This window comes from Streptomyces himastatinicus ATCC 53653 (assembly GCF_000158915.1).
Lineage (GTDB): Bacteria > Actinomycetota > Actinomycetes > Streptomycetales > Streptomycetaceae > Streptomyces > Streptomyces himastatinicus.
Genome location: NZ_GG657754.1, coordinates 4673779 through 4692077, shown reverse-complemented (window position 1 = coordinate 4692077; position 18299 = coordinate 4673779). Strand labels below are relative to the sequence as shown.

The window sequence follows — 18299 nt, the reverse complement described above, 5'->3', positions numbered from 1 at the left end:
ATCGATCGGGCCCACGGGCCGGTTCTCGGCGCCGGTGGGCCTTCAGGAGGTACACCATGACGAAGGCCGCAGACATCATGCACCCGGGCGCGCAGTGGATTCCGGCGACGGAGAACCTGGAACGCGCCGCGCAGTTGATGCGCGATCTGGACGTGGGTGCCCTGCCCATCAGCGACAGTCAGGAGCGGCTGTGCGGCATTCTCACCGACCGCGACATCGTCGTCGGGTGTGTGGCCCAGGGCCGTGATCCGTCCCGGATGACGGCGGGGGACCTCGCCAAGGGCACGCCGCGCTGGATCAGCTCGGACGCCGACGTCTCGGAGGTGCTGCGGGAGATGGAGGATCACCGGATCCGCAGGCTGCCGGTGATCGACAAGAACAAGCGCCTGGTCGGCATGATCAGCGAGGCGGACCTGGCCCGGCACCTCTCCGAGCAGCAGATCGGCGAGTTCGTGGAGAAGGTCTACGCCACGTAGACAGGCGTGAGGCCGCCGTTCCGCAATGAGCGGCAGGAACGGCGGCCCCATGGCCGAAAACAGCCTGAATCAGCCCCTGAGACGGCTCAGACGGCTCAGGTGGTTCAGACGGCTCAGGTGGTTCAGAGGACGCGCACGGCCCCGGTCGGCTGGTCGTAGTCCAGCGGACGCTCGACGATGCCCGTGCTCGGGTTCTGGGCGCCGATGAACTTGCCGTCGCCGATGTAGACGCCGACGTGGTACGCGCTGCCGGAGCTGCCCCAGTAGAGCAGGTCGCCCGCCTGGAGGTTGTCCAGCGACACCTGGGTGCCGACGGTGGACTGGTCCTGCGAGACCCGCGGCAGGTCGATGCCGACCTGCTTGAACGCGGCCTGGGTCAGGCTGGAGCAGTCGTAGGAGGACGGCCCGCTGGATCCCAGCACATACGCCTTGCCGAGCTGTGCCTTGAGGAAGCTGATCACCGAGGCGGCGTTGCCGGTGGCGTTGGAGACCGAGGTGGTGGAGAGGGTGGCGCGCTCGGCGGAGCGGGACGCCTTCTCGGCCCGGGCCTCGGCGGCCTTCTTCGCGGCGGCGCGGCGGGCCTCGGCCTCGCGCTCCTTCTTGTCGGCGACCGCCTTGGCCTTCTTGGCGGCGGTCTTGGCCTGGGCGGCGGCCTGGTCCTGCTGGGCCTGGAGCTCATAACCGGAAGCCGCCTGCTCGGTGGCGTCAGCGGTCTGGGCGGCCGTGCTCGCCAGCGATTCGCTGACGGTCGGCATTTCGAGCGTCGCCTCGGGGGCGGCGGGCTCGGCGGCGGAGGCGGGCAGGGCAGCGCCGGCCACCGCGAGGGTGAGGAAGCCACCGGTCACCCCTGCGCGGAGTGCACGCGTGGGAGCCGCGGCACGGCGGGGCTTCCGGTGGCTGGGTATGTGTGCGATCGGGGACATAGGTCACTGGGTACCAGGGCCCAAAGGCCCGGATCAACAAAAGTGGGCTGCACCACATTTGACGCGTACACGCCCCGAATCCGGGCTAAATGATCTTCATCGCGGGCGTCGGTGCCATGTCCGAATTCCTCGATCATGTGCGTACGCATGGCATTTGGCGTCGCGCGGTAACGGCGGGCGGCCTATCACCGATGCGGCCCGCATACCAATGGTTCCCTTCAAATCGAGATCCACAACTACTTCCGGGGTGGGATACCTCACTCCCCCGTGTCCTATTTGTGATGCTCGTGAACGGACGCGCGAAGCGGCGATCCAGGGGTGCCGGACCGCGGCTCGGACCGGGGTCGAGTGAGAGGTCGTGGGTGGGTCGAGTGCGGGTCACCCATGAGGATGGGGGGCCAATATCAGCTGACGGTGCCCGTCTCAAATTTGCATGTATGTACCATGTCTTGGTAGGGGCGCACCGCGCTCACCTGTGATGACGTCCTCGAATGTCACCTCTCGTGACCGAATGGATGCTTCACGTACAAGATCACCGCTCATCCGACTTCATGATCCTTCGTCAGGTGGTGGAGATCACAAAGACGTTGGCGTACCCCGTGTCGCAGATCACAGACCGACGGGCATAAGATGCAGGCGAAACGGGCTTGTGAACTGCCTCACATGAACGCGATCTTCGTGGGGCGGGGGCACGTCCGTACGGTCCGCCAGCCAGTCATCGTCGACTGAAGGGAGCGAGGACGGTGAACGCATACGCGCCCATCCTCGTACTGGGAGCACTCGGGGCAGGTTTTGCGATCTTCTCGGTGGTCATGGCCGCGATCATCGGCCCCAAGCGCTACAACCGGGCCAAGCTCGAGGCCTATGAGTGCGGCATCGAGCCGACTCCGCATCCGGCCGGCGGTGGGCGCTTCCCCATCAAGTACTACCTGACGGCGATGCTCTTCATCGTCTTCGACATCGAGATCGTCTTCCTCTACCCCTGGGCCGTCACCTTCGACGCCCTGGGGCTGTTCGGGCTCGTGGAGATGCTGCTCTTCGTGCTCACCGTCTTCGTCGCCTATGGGTACGTCTGGCGTCGCGGCGGCCTGGAGTGGGACTAAAGGGGCTCAAGAGGAGATAGGGGAAACAGCGCATGGGTATCGAAGAGAAACTTCCGAGCGGGTTCCTGCTGACCACCGTCGAACAGGCCGCCGGGCTGGCCCGTAAGTCCTCCGTCTTCCCGGCCACCTTCGGCCTGGCCTGCTGCGCCATCGAGATGATGACGACGGGTGCCGGGCGCTACGACCTCGCCCGCTTCGGCATGGAGGTCTTCCGCGGCTCGCCCCGGCAGGCCGATCTGATGATCGTCGCGGGGCGGGTCAGCCAGAAGATGGCCCCGGTGCTGCGCCAGGTCTACGACCAGATGCCGAACCCGAAGTGGGTCATCTCGATGGGCGTGTGCGCCTCCACCGGCGGCATGTTCAACAACTACGCGATCGTGCAGGGCGTCGACCACATCGTGCCCGTCGACATCTATCTGCCCGGCTGTCCGCCGCGCCCCGAGATGCTCATGGACGCGATTCTCAAACTGCACGAGAAGATCCGCGAGGAGAAGCTCGGCGTGAACCGCGAGCGTGCGGCCCGTGAGGCGGAGGAAGCGGCGATGAAGGCGCTCCCGACGATCGAGATGAAGGGGCTGCTGAGGTGACAGCGAACGGTAACGGGGTCAATCCCGAGAAGGACCTCAACGCCGAGAACCTCCCCGGCCGCCGCGGTGACCAGGGCGAGGCCATCCGCGTCCAGCGCGGCATGTTCGGCGCGAACAACGGCGGCGACACCACCGGCTACGGCGGTCTGGTGCGCCCCGTACGGCTGCCAGGGCAGGCCAACCGCCCGTACGGGGGCTGGTTCGACGAGGTCGCCGACGAGCTGGAGGGCGCGCTGGAGGAACAGTCGCTGCTCCCGGACAACGCGATCGAGAAGACCGTCGTGGACCGCGACGAGCTGACCTTCCACATCGCCCGCGAGCACCTGCCGCGGGTCGCCCGGACCCTGCGCGACGACCCGGCGCTCCGCTTCGAGCTGTGCACGGGCGTCAGCGGCGTCCACTTCCCCGGCGACAAGGGCCGTGAGCTGCACGCCGTCTACCACCTGCGGTCGATCACCCATAACCGGGTGATCCGGCTGGAGGTGAGCGCCCCGGACAGCGATCCGCACATCCCGTCGATCGTCGACGTCTATCCGACCAACGACTGGCACGAGCGGGAGACCTACGACTTCTTCGGCATCGTCTTCGACGGTCACCCCGCGCTCACGCGGATCATGATGCCGGACGACTGGCAGGGCTTCCCGCAGCGCAAGGACTACCCCCTCGGCGGCATCCCCGTCGAGTACAAGGGCGCCCAGATCCCGGCTCCGGACCAGCGGAGGTCGTACAGCTGATGTCTGCCACCCACGCGAACCCCTCCGCCGCCTCCGCCTCCGCGCGCGAGACCACCGAGGGCACCGTCTACACCGTCACCGGCGGCGACTGGGACGAGGTCGTGGCCGCCGCGGCGAAGGCCGACGACGAGCGGATCATCGTCAACATGGGTCCGCAGCACCCCTCCACCCACGGGGTGCTCCGGCTGATCCTGGAGATCGACGGCGAGACGGTCACCGAGGCGCGCTGCGGAATCGGTTATCTGCACACCGGGATCGAGAAGAACCTCGAATTCCGGAACTGGACGCAGGGCACCACGTTCGTGACGCGCATGGACTACCTGACGCCCTTCTCCAACGAGGCGGCGTACTGCCTGGGCGTCGAGAAGCTGCTCGGCATCGAGGACCAGATCCCGGACCGCGCCACCATCATCCGGGTGCTGATGATGGAGCTGAACCGGATCTCCTCCCATCTGGTGTGCATCGCCACCGGCGGCATGGAGCTGGGCGCGACCACCGTCATGATCTACGGCTTCCGCGACCGCGAACTGGTCCTGGACCTCTACGAGCTGATCACCGGCCTGCGGATGAACCACGCGTACATCCGGCCCGGCGGCCTCGCCCAGGATCTGCCGCCCGGCGCCGTCGACCAGATCCGCGCGTTCCTGAAGACGATGCGCAAGAACCTGGTCGAGTACGACAAGCTCGCGACCGGGAACCCGATCTTCAAGGCCCGCCTCCAGGACGTCGGCTACCTCGACCTCGCGGGCTGCATGGCGCTCGGCGTGACCGGCCCGATACTGCGCTCCACCGGGCTGCCGCACGATCTGCGCAAGGCCCAGCCGTACTGCGGCTACGAGACGTACGACTTCGAGGTGCCGACCGCCGACACCTGCGACGCGTACGGCCGCTTCCTGATCCGGCTGGAGGAGATGCGCCAGTCGCTGCGGATCGTCGAACAGTGCCTGGACCGGCTGGAGCCCGGGCCGGTGATGGTCGCGGACAAGAAGATCGCCTGGCCCGCGCAGCTCGCGCTCGGGGCGGACGGACTGGGCAACTCCCTCGACCACATCAAGAACATCATGGGCACCTCGATGGAGGCCCTGATCCACCACTTCAAGCTGGTGACCGAGGGATTCCGGGTCCCGCCCGGACAGACGTACGTGGCCGTCGAGTCGCCCAAGGGCGAACTGGGCGTGCACATGGCCAGCGACGGAGGCACCCGCCCGTACCGCGTCCACTTCCGCGATCCGTCGTTCACCAATCTCCAGGCCGTGGCGGCCATGTGCGAGGGCGGCCAGGTCGCCGACGTGATCGTCGCCGTCGCGTCCATCGACCCCGTGATGGGAGGTGTCGACCGGTGACTGATGTGACTCTGGGGATGCCGCAGCTGCCGGCCCCCGACTACCCGGCCGAGGTGCGGTCCCGGCTGGAGGCGGACGCCGCGGAGGTGATCGCCCGCTACCCGGACAGCCGCAGCGCCCTGCTGCCGCTGCTGCACCTGGTGCAGTCCGAGGAGGGCCATGTCACCCGTACCGGCATCCGGTTCTGCGCCGAGGTGCTGGACCTGACCACCGCCGAGGTCACCGCGGTCGCCACCTTCTACACCATGTACCGGCGCAAGGCCTCGGGCGACTACCAGGTCGGGGTGTGCACCAACACCCTGTGCGCGGTGATGGGCGGGGACGCGATCTTCGAGGAGCTCCAGAGCCATCTGGAGCTGGGCAACGGGGAGACCACCGAGGACGGCAAGGTCACCCTGGAGCACATCGAGTGCAACGCGGCCTGCGACTTCGCGCCCGTGGTGATGGTCAACTGGGAGTTCTTCGACAACCAGACCGTCGGCTCCGCCAAGCAGCTGGTCGACGACCTCCGGGCGGGCCGCACTGTCACCCCGACCCGCGGCGCGCCGCTGTGCACGTTCAAGGAGACCGCGCGCATCCTCGCCGGTTTCCCCGACCCGCGCCCCGGATCCGTCGAGGCCGGTGGCTCCGCCGGTCCCGCCTCGCTCACCGGGCTGCGGCTGGCCAAGGGGGAGGACGCGCCCGGCCGGGTCGTCTCGCCGCGGCACGGGGGAGCCCCGCAGGACGAGGCGCCGCCGACGCATCCCAGTTCGCACGACGCGCCGCAGCGGACCTCGGCCTCCGATCCGCACCACCCGGCAGGTCCGGTCGCCGAGGAGGGGGAGTGATGACCGTGACGACCGAGCGATCCGAGCACAGCCCCGAGAAGCTGCTGGCACCCGTGCTCTCCGCGCACTGGGACGAGGCGAACTCCTGGACGCTGCGCGCCTATCTGCGGCACGAGGGCTACCAGGGCAGCGCCAAGGCGCTCGCCATGGACCCCGATGCCGTGATCGCGCTGGTGAAGGACGCCGGACTGCGCGGCCGCGGCGGTGCGGGCTTCCCCACCGGAATGAAGTGGCAGTTCATTCCGCAGGGCGACGGCAAGCCGCACTATCTCGTTGTCAACGCCGACGAGTCGGAACCCGGCACCTGCAAGGACATCCCCCTTCTCTACGCCAACCCGCACGCCCTCATCGAGGGCATGGTCATCGCCTGTCACGCCATCCGCTCCGAACACGCCTTCATCTACCTGCGCGGTGAGACCGTGCCGGTGCTGCGCCGCCTGCACGAGGCCGTGCGCGAGGCGTACGAGGCGGGCTACCTGGGCACGGCCGAGCGGCGCAGGGAGAAGCTCGGGGTGGACGGACTTCCCGGTCTCGACATCACGGTGCACGCGGGCGCGGGCGCGTACATCTGCGGTGAGGAGACCGCGCTGCTGGACTCGCTGGAGGGCCGCCGCGGCCAGCCCCGGCTGCGGCCTCCTTTCCCCGCGGTCGCCGGTCTGTACGCGTGCCCCACTGTGGTGAACAACGTCGAATCCATCGCCTCGGTTCCCTCGATCCTGAACAAGGGCAAGGAATGGTTCCGTTCGATGGGCAGCGAGAAGTCCCCGGGCTTCACGCTCTACTCGCTCTCGGGCCATGTGGCCAACCCCGGCCAGTTCGAGGGGCCGCTCGGCATCACCCTGCGCCAGCTGCTCGACATGAGCGGCGGCATGCGCCCCGGCCACCGGCTGAAGTTCTGGACGCCCGGCGGCTCGTCCACCCCGCTGCTCACCGAGGAGCACCTCGACGTCCCGCTGGACTACGAGGGCGTGGGCGCGGCCGGGTCGATGCTGGGCACCAAGGCGCTCCAGTGCTTCGACGAGACCACCTGCGTGGTGCGGGCGGTGACCCGCTGGACCGAGTTCTACGCGCATGAGTCCTGCGGCAAGTGCACACCCTGCCGCGAGGGCACGTACTGGCTGGTGCAGCTGCTGCGCGACGTGGAGGCCGGCAAGGGGCGCATGGCCGACCTCGACAAGCTGGCCGATATCGCCGACAACATCAACGGCAAGTCGTTCTGCGCGCTGGGCGACGGCGCCGCCAGCCCCATCTTCTCCTCGCTCAAGTACTTCCGCGCGGAGTACGAGCAGCACATCACCGGCGGAGGCTGTCCCTTCGACCCGGCCAAGTCCACCGTCTGGGCCGACGAGCCGCGCACCACTCTGGGGGTGACCGCATGACCGTGACCACCAACGCACCCTCGGGAGGCGGGGAGGCGGCGGTGCCGCGAGAGGATCTGGTCTCCGTCACCATCGACGGGATCGAGATCTCCGTCCCGAAGGGGACGCTGGTCATCCGCGCCGCCGAACTTCTCGGGATCGAGATCCCGCGCTTCTGCGACCATCCGCTGCTCGACCCCGCGGGCGCCTGCCGCCAGTGCATCGTCGAGGTGGAGGGCCAGCGCAAGCCGATGGCCTCCTGCACCATCACCTGCACCGACGGCATGGTCGTGAAGACCCAGCTCACCTCGCCGGTCGCCGAGAAGGCGCAGCGCGGGGTGATGGAGCTGCTGCTGATCAACCATCCGCTGGACTGCCCGGTCTGCGACAAGGGCGGTGAATGCCCGCTCCAGAACCAGGCGATGAGCGCCGGACAGGCCGACAGCCGCTTCGAGGGCCAGAAGCGGACGTTCGAAAAGCCCGTCCCGGTCTCGGCCCAGGTGCTGCTGGACCGCGAGCGCTGTGTGCTGTGCGCGCGCTGCACCCGCTTCTCCAACCAGATCGCGGGCGACCCGATGATCGAGCTGCTGGAGCGCGGCGCGCTCCAGCAGGTGGGCACGGGGGAGGGCGACCCGTTCGAGTCGTACTTCTCCGGCAACACCATCCAGATCTGCCCGGTGGGCGCGCTCACCTCCGCCGCGTACCGGTTCCGCTCCCGCCCCTTCGACCTGGTCTCCTCGCCGAGCGTGTGCGAGCACTGCGCGGGCGGCTGCGCGACCCGCACCGACCACCGGCGCGGCAAGGTGATGCGGCGGCTCGCCGCGGACGATCCCGAGGTCAACGAGGAGTGGATCTGCGACAAGGGGCGCTTCGGCTTCCGCTACGCCCAGCTCCCCGACCGGCTCTCCACCCCGCTGGTGCGCAACCGCGAGTCGGGGAAGCTGGAACCGGCGGGCTGGCCCGAGGCCCTGGCGGCGGCGGCCGAGGGGCTGACCGCGGCGCGCGGCCGCACCGGGGTGCTGACCGGCGGCCGGCTGACTGTCGAGGACGCGTACGCGTACGCCAAGTTCGCGCGGACCGTCCTGGAGACCAACGACATCGACTTCCGGGCCCGGGTGCACAGCGACGAGGAGGCCGACTTCCTGGCCGCCCACATCGCGGGCCGCGGCCGTGACCTGGACGGCAGCGGTCTGACGTACGCCGCGCTGGAGAAGGCGCCCGCGGTGCTGCTGGCCGGGTTCGAGGCCGAGGAGGAGGCTCCCGGCGTCTTCCTGCGGCTGCGCAAGGCGCACCGCAAGCACGGCCAGCGCACTTTCTCGCTCGCCACCCACGCCACCCGGGGCCTGACGAAGGCGGGCGGCACCCTGCTGCCGGCCGCGCCCGGCACCGAGACCGAGTGGCTGGACGCGATCGCGGGACGCACGGGGCTGGACGAGGACGGTGAGCGGGCCGCCGAAGCACTGCGCCAGGAGGGCGCGGTCATCGTCGTCGGCGAGCGGCTGGCGTCGGTGGCGGGCGGACTGACCGCCGCCGTACGGGCCGCGGCCGCCACCGGCGCCACGCTCGCGTGGATCCCGCGCCGGGCGGGCGAGCGCGGCGCGATCGAGGCGGGCGCACTGCCCGGGCTGCTGCCCGGCGGCCGTCCGGCGCACGATCCGCGGGCCCGCGAGGAGACCGCCGCGGTGTGGGGGATCACCGATCTGCCGCATCAGGTGGGCCGCGACACCGGCCAGATCGTGGAGGCCGCGGCGAGCGGCGGGCTCGGCGCGCTGCTGGTCGGCGGGGTCGAGGTGGCGGATCTGCCCGATCCGGCACGGGCCGTGGCCGCCCTGGACGCGGCGGAGTTCGTGGTCAGCCTGGAGCAGCGGCCCTCGGAGGTCACCGAGCGGGCGGACGTGGTGCTTCCGGTCGCGGCGGCGGCCGAGAAGTCCGGCACGTTCCTCAACTGGGAGGGCCGGGCCCGGCCGTTCGAGGCCGCGCTCAAACCGGACCAGATGACCCGCCGTCACACTCTCCCGGACGCCCGGGTGCTGCACATGCTGGCCGACGCCCTCGATACGGACCTGGGCCTGCCGGACCTGGCGGCCGCCCGTACCGAGCTGACCCGGCTCGGCACCTGGCAGGGGCTGCGCGCCACCGCCCCGCTGGAGACCGGGGGCCCGCTGCCCCGGCCCGCCGAGGGCGAGGCCGTGCTCGCAGGTCACCGGCTGCTGCTCGACCAGGGACGGCTCCAGGAGGGCGATCCGGCGCTGGCGGCGACCCGGCACGCCGCCGTGGCCCGGCTCTCGGCGGCGACCGCCGAGGAGGCGGGGGTGGCCGACGGCCAGACGCTCCGCGTCACCGGCCCGGCCGGATCCGTCCAGCTGCCCCTGTGCGTGACCCCGATGCCCGACCGGGTCGTCTGGCTGCCGCTGGCCTCCACGGGCGGCGGTGCGCAGCGCGATCTGGGGGCCCGCCCCGGTGACGTCGTCACGATCACCGCTTCCGCGACCGAGCCGGAGGTGACCGCATGATGAGGTATCTGGCCGCAGAAGACCTGTCGATGTTCGGCCGCGACCCGTGGTGGCTGATCCTGATCAAGGCCGTCTTCTGCTTCGCGTTCCTGATGCTGACGGTGCTGATCTCCATCGTCATGGAGCGCAAGGTGATGGGCTGGATGCAGCTGCGCATCGGCCCGAACCGGCACGGCCCCTGGGGCATGCTCCAGTCCCTCGCGGACGGCGTGAAGCTGATGCTCAAGGAGGACGTGGTCGTCAAGGGCGCCGACAAGCTGGTCTACGTCCTGGCGCCGATCGTCGCGGCCATCCCGGCCTTCATGGCGGTCGCGGTGATCCCGTTCGGCCCGTCCGGCGGCGAGGTGTCGGTCTTCGGGCACCGCACCGCGATGCAGCTGACCGATCTGCCGATCGCCGTCCTCTATATCCTCGCCACCGCCTCGGTCGGCATCTACGGCATCGTGCTGGCGGGCTGGTCGTCCGGGTCGACGTATCCGCTCCTCGGCGGCTTGCGCTCCTGCGCCCAGATGATCAGCTACGAGATCGCGATGGGCCTGTCCTTCGCGGCGGTGTTCCTCTACTCCGGGTCGATGTCGACCTCGCAGATCGTCGCCTCCCAGCAGGACCGCTGGTACGTGGTGCTGCTCCCGGTCTCGTTCCTCATCTACATCGTGGCGATGGTCGGGGAGACCAACCGGGCGCCGTTCGACATGCCGGAGTCCGAGGGCGACCTGGTGGGCGGCTTCAACACCGAGTACTCGTCGATCAAGTTCGCGCTGTTCATGCTCGCCGAGTACGTCAACATGGTCACCGTCTCGATGGTCGCCGTGACCCTCTTCCTGGGCGGCTGGCGGGCTCCCTGGCCGATCAGCACCTTCTGGGAGGGCGCCAACCACGGCTGGTGGCCGCTGCTGTGGTTCGTCGGCAAGGTCGTCTCGTCGCTGTTCGTCTTCATCTGGATCCGCGCCTCGCTGCCCCGGGTGCGCTACGACCAGTTCATGAAGCTGGGCTGGAAGGTCCTCATCCCGATCTCGATGGTCTGGCTGATGCTGGTCGCCACCGTGCGGGCGCTGCGCAACGAGAACTACGACAACCAGTCGATCGTGCTGTACGTCGGCGGCGCGGTGATCGCGCTGCTGCTGCTGTCCTTCGTCGTCGACATCTTCCGCGACCGCGGGGCGGCTGCGAAGGGCGAGGCCGGACCGGCGGTGGAGGAGGGCCCCGAGCCCGCCTTCGACCCGATGGCGGGCGGATTCCCGGTGCCGCCGCTGCCCGGCCAGTCCCTGCCGCCCGTACCGCGACGGCGCTCCCGACAGGAACGGGAGCTGATTGTCAGTGGTGGCCCCGACACTGTCAGTGACGGAAAGGAGGCCGATGGTGTCTGACTTCCAGAACCCGGTGGCCGGCTTCGGCGTGACCTTCAAGGCCATGTTCAAGAAGCGGCTGACCGAGCAGTACCCCGAGGAGAAGAAGCCCACCGCGCCCCGCTTCCACGGACGTCACCAGCTCAACCGGCATCCGGACGGGCTGGAGAAGTGCATCGGATGCGAGCTGTGCGCCTGGGCCTGCCCGGCGGACGCGATCTACGTGGAGGGCGCGGACAACACCGAGGAGGAGCGCTACTCGCCGGGTGAGCGCTACGGCCGCGTCTACCAGATCAACTATCTGCGCTGCATCCTGTGCGGCCTGTGCGTCGAGGCGTGCCCCACCCGGGCGCTGACCATGACCAATGAGTACGAGCTGGCCGACCGCACCCGCGAATCGCTCATCTACACCAAGGAAGAGCTGCTCGCGGGCCTCGAGGACGGCATGGTCGACTCCCCGCACGCCATCTATCCGGGGACGGACGAGCAGGACTACTACCGCGGGCTGGTGACCGAGGCCGCGCCCGGGACCACCCGTCAGGTCGCGGTCAGCAAGGGCGAAACGCCCGAGCCGGCAGGGTCTTCAGGGTCTTCGGAAAAGGACGGCGAGCAGGCCGAAGAGGAGGTGGAGGCATGAGCGGCGCACTGGCCGCGGCGGCCTCCACCACCTCCACCGGTGAGGCCGTTCAGTTCTGGGTGCTCGGCACGGTCGCCGTGATCGGCGCGCTGTGCACGATCCTGATGCGCAAGGCCGTGCACAGCGCCCTCAGCCTGGCGGGCACCATGATCGTCCTGGCGGTCTTCTACCTCGCCAACGGGGCGTACTTCCTGGGCGTCGTCCAGATCGTCGTCTACACCGGCGCGATCATGATGCTCTTCCTCTTCGTCGTGATGCTGGTCGGCGTCACCGCGGCCGATTCGCTGAAGGAGACCCTGAAGGGGCAGCGCTGGCTCGCCGCCCTGTGCGGGCTCGGCTTCGGCATCCTGCTGTGCGCCGGAATCGGGAACGCCTCGCTGAAGACCTTCGACGGGCTGGGGCAGGCCAACTCCGGCGGCAATGTGGAGGGCCTGGCGGCCCTGGTCTTCACCAAGTACGTCTTCGCCTTCGAGATCACCGGCGCGCTGCTGATCACCGCGGCGGTCGGCGCGATGGTGCTGACCCACCGCGAGCGCACCGAGCGCGCGCGCAGCCAGCGCGAGCAGTCCGAGGAGCGCGTGCGCACCGGCAAGCACGTCCCGCCGCTGCCCGCCCCGGGTGTCTACGCCCGGCACAACGCGGTGGACATCCCCGGTCTGCTGCCCGACGGCACGACGTCCGAGCTGAGCGTCAACGCGACGCTGCGCGGCCGCGGCCAGGTCCGGGACGTCTCCGGTGAGGCGCTGGCGGAGCTGGCGGCGCTGGAGCAGCGCTCGGAGCGCTGGCTCGGGCGGCGGAAGCCGGAGGGCACCGAGGCCGAGGGTGCCGAGGGCGCCGCGGGCGCTTCCGAGGACGCCGAGCACCGCAAGGGAGCCGCCAAGTGAATCCGGTCAACTACCTCTACCTGGCCGCCCTGTTGTTCACCATTGGTGCGGCCGGGGTCGTGATCCGGCGGAACGCGATCGTCCTCTTCATGTGCGTCGAGCTGATGCTGAACGCGTGCAACCTGGCGTTCGTCACCTTCTCCCGGCTGCACGGCAACCTCGACGGCCAGATCATCGCGTTCTTCACGATGGTCGTCGCGGCGGCGGAGGTCGTGGTCGGCCTCGCGATCATCGTGACCGTCTTCCGCTCCCGCCATTCGGCCTCGGTCGACGACGCCAGCCTGATGAAGCTCTAGAAGGGGTCGCGTTCAAGTGGAGAACCTCATCGGATTGCTCGTCGCGGCCCCGCTGCTCGGCGCTGCCGTGCTGCTGTGCGGGGGCCGGCGGCTGGACCGCACGGGCCACTACCTCGGCACGGTGCTCGCGGGCGCCTCCTTCGTGATCGGCGCCGTGCTCTTCGCCGACATGCTCGGCCGGGGCGAGCACGACCGCGCCCTGCACAGCCAGGTCTTCAGCTGGATTCCGGTGGGCGGCTTCCGCGCGGACGTCGCCTTCCAGCTCGACCAGCTGTCGATGACCTTCGTGCTGCTGATCTCGGGTGTGGGCACGCTGATCCACATCTACTCGATCGGCTACATGGAGCACGACGAGCGGCGCCGCCGCTTCTTCGGCTATCTCAATCTCTTCCTCGCGGCCATGCTGCTGCTCGTCCTCGCCGACAACTACCTGCTGCTGTACGTCGGCTGGGAGGGCGTCGGCCTCGCCTCGTACCTGCTCATCGGCTTCTGGCAGCACAAGCCGAGCGCGGCGACGGCGGCGAAGAAGGCGTTCATCGTCAACCGCGTCGGCGACATGGGCCTGTCCATCGCGATCATGCTGATGTTCACGACCTTCGGGACCTTCGCCTTCGCCCCCGTGCTGGCGAACGCGGAGGACGCGAGCGAGGGCAAGCTCACCGCCATCGGGCTGATGCTGCTGCTCGCCGCGTGCGGCAAGTCGGCCCAGGTGCCGCTCCAGTCCTGGCTCGGTGACGCGATGGAGGGCCCGACCCCGGTCTCGGCCCTGATCCACGCGGCGACCATGGTGACCGCGGGCGTCTACCTGATCACCCGCTCCGGCGCGATCTTCAACGCGGCGCCCGACGCACAGGCCGCGGTGGTCGCGGTCGGCGCGGTCACGCTCCTCTTCGGTGCGATCGTCGGTTGCGCGAAGGACGACATCAAGAAGGCCCTGGCCGGGTCGACGATGTCGCAGATCGGCTACATGATCCTGGCCGCCGGGCTCGGCCCGGTCGGCTATGTCTTCGCGATCATGCACCTGGTCACCCACGGCTTCTTCAAGGCGGGGCTCTTCCTCGGCGCCGGTTCGGTCATGCACGGCATGAACGACGAGGTCGACATGCGCAAGTACGGCGGCCTGCGGAAGTACATGCCGGTCACCTTCGTCACCTTCGGGCTCGGCTACCTCGCCATCATCGGCTTCCCGGGGCTCTCCGGCTTCTGGTCCAAGGACAAGATCATCGAGGCGGCCTTCGCCAAGGGCGGCACCGAGGGCTGGATCCTCGGCGGCGCGGCCCTGCTGGGCGCGGCCATCACCGCGTACTACATGACGCGCGTGATGCTGATGACGTTCTTCGGCGAGAAGCGGTGGGAGCCCGCGCCCGACCCGGACAAGGCGCCCAGCGTCGAGCCCGGTATCGAGGTTCGCCCCGGCGAGATGCCGCATCCGCACGAGTCGCCGAAGTCCATGACGATCCCCATGGTCGTCCTGGCCTTCGGATCGGTCTTCGCGGGCGGTCTGTTCAGCCTGAACGACGCGTTCCTGAAGTGGCTGGAGCCGGTCACAGGACACAGCCACGGCCACTCCCCGCTCAGCGCCGCGACGGTCACCGCGGGGACGATGGTCGTCCTGGCCATCGGCGTCGCCCTCGCCTGGGCGCAGTACGGGCGCAAGCCCGTGCCGCGCACCGCGCCGCGCGGCTCCCTGCTCACCCGGGCCGCCCGCCGCGACCTGCTCCAGGACGACTTCAACCACGTCGCGCTCGTCCAGCCCGGCCGCTACCTCACCCGCGGTCTGGTCTACGTCGACCACAAGCTGGTCGACGGCGTGGTCAACGGCACCGCTGCCGGAGTCGGCGGACTCTCCGGCCGATTGCGCAAGCTCCAGAACGGCTACGCCCGTACGTACGCGGTCTCGATGTTCGGCGGTACGGCGGTGCTCATCGCCGCGACCCTGCTGATGAGGGCGGTCTGAGTCATGTCATTTCCCCTGCTCACGGCCACGGCCGCGGTGCCCGCGCTCGGCGCGGTCGCCACCGCCGCGGTGCCCGCCGCCCGGCGGGCCGCCGCCAAGTGGGTGGCGCTGGCCTTCTCCCTGGTCACCCTCGCCCTCGCCGCGGTCATCCTGGTCCGCTTCGACCCGGACGGCGGCCGCTTCCAGCTCACCGAATCCCACGCCTGGATCAAGGACTTCGGGGTCCGCTACGAACTGGGCGTGGACGGCATCGCGGTCGCCCTGATCGCGCTCACCGCCGTGCTCATCCCCTTCATCATCCTGGCGGGCTGGCATGACGCCGATCCCCTGGAAGGCGCCCGGCCCAACCGCCGCTGGCGGCCCACCCAGGGCTTCTTCGCGCTGATCCTGCTGGTCGAGGCGATGGTGGTGATCTCCTTCGAGGCCACCGACGTCTTCGTCTTCTACATCTTCTTCGAAGCCATGCTCATCCCGATGTACTTCCTCATCGGCGGCTTCGGGGACCGGGCCGGGGAGCGGTCCGAGGAGGAGACGGCGACCCAGCGCTCCTACGCCGCGGTGAAGTTCCTGCTGTACAACCTGGCGGGCGGGCTGATCATGCTGGCCGCGGTGGTCGGTCTCTACGCGGTCACCGCCGACGACCTGGGCACCGGCACCTTCTCGCTCCAGCAGATCGTGGACGCCCGGGCGAGCGGACAGCTCGACATGGCGGCGAGCACCGAACGGCTGCTGTTCCTCGGCTTCTTCTTCGCCTTCGCGGTGAAGGCGCCGCTGTGGCCGCTGCACACCTGGCTGCCCAACGCGATGGGCGAGTCGACCTCCCCGGTCGCCGTGCTGATCACCGCGGTCGTCGACAAGGTCGGCACCTTCGCGATGCTCCGCTTCTGCCTCCAGCTCTTCCCCGAGGCCAGCAAGTGGGCCACCCCGGTGATCCTGGTCCTCGCGCTCATCAGCATCATCTACGGAGCGCTGCTGGCCATCGGCCAGCGGGACATCAAGCGGCTGATCGCCTACGCCTCGATCTCCCACTTCGGCTTCATCATCCTCGGCATCTTCGCCATGACCACCCAGGGCCAGGGCGGCGCCACCCTCTACATGGTCAACCACGGCATCTCGACCGCCGCGCTGATGCTGGTGGCCGGGTTCCTCATCACCCGGCGCGGCTCGCGGCTCATCGCCGACTACGGCGGCGTGCAGAAGGTCGCCCCGGTGCTCGCCGGCACCTTCCTGATCGGCGGTCTGGCCACCCTCTCGCTGCCCGGGCTCGCGCCCTTCATCAGCGAGTTCCTGGTGCTCGTCGGCGCGTTCGCCCGCTATCCGGTGGCCGGAGTGATCGCCACCCTCGGCATCGTGCTCGCCGCGCTGTACGTCCTGATCCTCTACCAGCGCACGATGACCGGCCCGGTGAAGGAGGAGGTGCGGTCCATGCCCGATCTGCGGCCGCGCGAACTGCTCGTCGTCGCGCCGCTGATCGCGCTGCTGCTCTTCCTCGGCGTCTATCCCAAGCCGCTGACGGCGATCGTCAACCCGGCCGTCGACCACACGCTGTCCGTGGTGGACGAGAAGGATCCCAAGCCCGATCACCCCGTCACTGACGCGGGCTGGTTCCACTACAGCCCCAAGCCCGAGGGTGCTTCCCACGACGGTGCTTCCGGAGGTGCCAAGTGACCCACGCGGCCACTGTCCACAGCCTGTGGACGACAGCGGCGGCGGCGCCCGACAAGATCCCCGCGCCGCACATCGAGTACGGGCAGCTGGCGCCCACCCTGATCGTGCTCGGCGCCGCGATCATCGGCGTACTGGTCGAGGCGTTCCTGCCGCGCGCCCAGCGTTACGCCGCGCAGCTGTTCGTCTCCGTCGTCTCCCTCGCCGCGGCCTTCGCGGCCGTCATCGGTCTCGCCGCGAGCGACTACGGCACCGGGAAGGCCCATGTCGCGGCCATGGGTGCCATCGCCGTCGACGGGCCCGCGCTCTTCCTCCAGGGCACCATTCTCCTGGTCGCGCTGGTCTCGGTGTTCACCTTCGCCGAGCGGCGGCTCGACCCGGTCGTCCACGGCAACCGCGTCGACAACTTCGCGGCCCAGGCCGCCGCCGTGCCCGGCGGCGAGGGTGAAAAGGCCGCGGTCAAGGCCGGGTTCACCACCACCGAGGTCTTTCCGCTGGTCCTCTTCGCGGTGGGCGGCATGCTCGTCTTCCCCGCCGCGAACGATCTGCTGACCCTCTTCGTCGCGCTGGAGGTCTTCTCCCTCCCGCTGTACGTCCTGTGTGCGCTCGCCCGGCGCCACCGGATGCTCTCCCAGGAGTCCGCCGTCAAGTACTTCCTGCTCGGCGCCTTCTCCTCGGCGTTCCTGCTCTTCGGGATCGCCCTGCTGTACGGGTACGCGGGCACCGTCGCGTACGCCGGTATCGCCGATGTCGTCGACGGCCAGGTCCGCAACGTCACCCCGGCGCTCGCCGGGACCATGGGCAACGACGCGCTGCTGCTCCTCGGCGGGGCGCTGGTGCTGATGGGCCTGCTGTTCAAGATCGGCGCCGTCCCGTTCCACATGTGGACGCCGGACGTCTACCAGGGCGCCCCCACCCCGGTCACCGGCTTCATGGCCGCGGCCACCAAGGTGGCGGCCTTCGGTGCGCTGCTGCGGCTGCTGTACGTCGTCCTGCCGGGGCTGCGCTGGGACTGGCGGCCGGTGATGTGGGGCGTCGCCATCGTCACCATGCTGGGCGGCGCGATCGTCGCCGTCACCCAGACCGATGTGAAGCGGCTGCTGGCCTACTCCTCCATCGCCCATGCCGGGTTCATCCTCGCCGGTGTCATCGCCACGACCCCCGAGGGCATCTCCTCCGTCCTCTTCTACCTCGCCGCGTACTCCTTCGTGACCCTCGGCGCCTTCGCCGTGGTCACCCTGGTGCGCGACGCGGGCGGCGAGGCCACCCACCTCTCGAAGTGGGCCGGTCTCGGCCGCCGTTCGCCCCTGGTGGCCGCCGTCTTCGCGGTCTTCCTGCTGGCCTTCGCCGGAATCCCGCTGACCAGTGGGTTCGCGGGGAAGTTCGCCGTCTTCAAGGCGGCGGCGGACGGGGGCGCGGGTGCGCTGGTCGTGATCGGTGTGATCTCGTCGGCGATCGCGGCCTTCTTCTACATCCGGGTCATCGTGCTGATGTTCTTCAGCGAACCCCGCACGGACGGCCCGTCGGTGGCCGTCCCCAGCCCCCTGACCTCCTCGGCCATCGCCATCGGCGTAGCGGTCACGGTGGTGCTGGGCGTGGCACCGCAGTACTTCCTCGACCTGGCAGGCCAAGCGGGCGTCTTCGTCCGCT

General features: G+C 69.5%; 16 protein-coding genes. 15 read left to right on the top strand and 1 reads right to left on the bottom strand.

Annotated features, from left to right (window positions below):
• Positions 1-56 precede the first annotated feature (56 nt).
• Positions 57-476 (top strand): CBS domain-containing protein, encoded by a 420-nt coding sequence (locus SSOG_RS19510; RefSeq protein WP_009715966.1) that lies wholly within the window; start codon positions 57-59, stop codon positions 474-476.
• Between the two features lie 122 nt (positions 477-598).
• On the opposite strand, the gene SSOG_RS19505 is transcribed toward SSOG_RS19510, so the two are convergent.
• Entirely contained in the window at positions 599-1399 is an 801-nt protein-coding gene (locus SSOG_RS19505) for a C40 family peptidase (RefSeq protein WP_078510344.1), read from the bottom strand.
• Between the two features lie 743 nt (positions 1400-2142).
• Between SSOG_RS19505 and SSOG_RS19500 the strand changes: the two genes are divergently transcribed.
• The 14 genes from SSOG_RS19500 to nuoN all read left to right on the top strand — a co-directional run.
• Positions 2143-2502 (top strand): NADH-quinone oxidoreductase subunit A, encoded by a 360-nt coding sequence (locus tag SSOG_RS19500; RefSeq protein ID WP_009715964.1) that lies wholly within the window; start codon positions 2143-2145, stop codon positions 2500-2502.
• A 32-nt stretch (positions 2503-2534) separates the two neighbouring features.
• Positions 2535-3089, top strand: a complete 555-nt coding sequence (locus SSOG_RS19495) for a NuoB/complex I 20 kDa subunit family protein (protein WP_009715963.1) — start codon at positions 2535-2537, stop codon at positions 3087-3089.
• The gene (locus SSOG_RS19490; protein WP_009715962.1) at positions 3086-3823 is read left to right on the top strand and encodes an NADH-quinone oxidoreductase subunit C; all 738 of its coding nucleotides are present in this window, start codon (positions 3086-3088) and stop codon (positions 3821-3823) included. Before SSOG_RS19495 ends, SSOG_RS19490 begins: the two co-directional genes overlap by 4 nt.
• A complete protein-coding gene (locus SSOG_RS19485; RefSeq protein ID WP_009715961.1) occupies positions 3823-5166 on the top strand; it encodes an NADH-quinone oxidoreductase subunit D in 1344 nt (447 codons plus the stop codon). Before SSOG_RS19490 ends, SSOG_RS19485 begins: the two co-directional genes overlap by 1 nt.
• 17 nt (positions 5167-5183) lie before the next feature.
• Positions 5184-5993, top strand: coding sequence for an NADH-quinone oxidoreductase subunit NuoE (nuoE, locus tag SSOG_RS19480; protein ID WP_050799902.1), 810 nt, complete (start codon positions 5184-5186; stop codon positions 5991-5993).
• Complete coding sequence (nuoF, locus tag SSOG_RS19475) at positions 5993-7372, top strand: NADH-quinone oxidoreductase subunit NuoF (RefSeq protein WP_009715959.1); 1380 nt, start codon at positions 5993-5995, stop codon at positions 7370-7372. The genes nuoE and nuoF overlap by 1 nt, the downstream gene beginning before the upstream one ends.
• Positions 7369-9864: an NADH-quinone oxidoreductase subunit G gene (locus SSOG_RS19470; protein WP_039938095.1), complete on the top strand. Its 2496-nt coding sequence runs from the start codon at positions 7369-7371 to the stop codon at positions 9862-9864. The genes nuoF and SSOG_RS19470 overlap by 4 nt, the downstream gene beginning before the upstream one ends.
• Positions 9861-11231: an NADH-quinone oxidoreductase subunit NuoH gene (gene nuoH, locus SSOG_RS19465; protein ID WP_009715957.1), complete on the top strand. Its 1371-nt coding sequence runs from the start codon at positions 9861-9863 to the stop codon at positions 11229-11231. Before SSOG_RS19470 ends, nuoH begins: the two co-directional genes overlap by 4 nt.
• Complete coding sequence (gene nuoI / locus SSOG_RS19460; protein WP_039938093.1) at positions 11221-11847, top strand: NADH-quinone oxidoreductase subunit NuoI; 627 nt, start codon at positions 11221-11223, stop codon at positions 11845-11847. The genes nuoH and nuoI overlap by 11 nt, the downstream gene beginning before the upstream one ends.
• A complete protein-coding gene (locus tag SSOG_RS19455) occupies positions 11844-12731 on the top strand; it encodes an NADH-quinone oxidoreductase subunit J (protein WP_009715955.1) in 888 nt (295 codons plus the stop codon). The genes nuoI and SSOG_RS19455 overlap by 4 nt, the downstream gene beginning before the upstream one ends.
• Complete coding sequence (gene nuoK / locus SSOG_RS19450) at positions 12728-13027, top strand: NADH-quinone oxidoreductase subunit NuoK (protein WP_009715954.1); 300 nt, start codon at positions 12728-12730, stop codon at positions 13025-13027. Before SSOG_RS19455 ends, nuoK begins: the two co-directional genes overlap by 4 nt.
• A 16-nt stretch (positions 13028-13043) precedes the next feature.
• On the top strand, positions 13044-14984 hold the full coding sequence (gene nuoL, locus SSOG_RS19445; RefSeq protein ID WP_039938092.1) for an NADH-quinone oxidoreductase subunit L: 1941 nt from the start codon (positions 13044-13046) through the stop codon (positions 14982-14984).
• A 3-nt stretch (positions 14985-14987) separates the two neighbouring features.
• Positions 14988-16652 carry an NADH-quinone oxidoreductase subunit M gene (locus tag SSOG_RS19440; protein ID WP_009715952.1) on the top strand — a complete coding sequence of 555 codons (1665 nt, stop codon included), beginning with the start codon at positions 14988-14990 and terminating at the stop codon, positions 16650-16652.
• A partial coding sequence (nuoN, locus tag SSOG_RS19435; protein WP_009715951.1) for an NADH-quinone oxidoreductase subunit NuoN occupies positions 16649-18299 on the top strand: 1651 nt, incomplete at its 3' end. The genes SSOG_RS19440 and nuoN, both read left to right, overlap by 4 nt.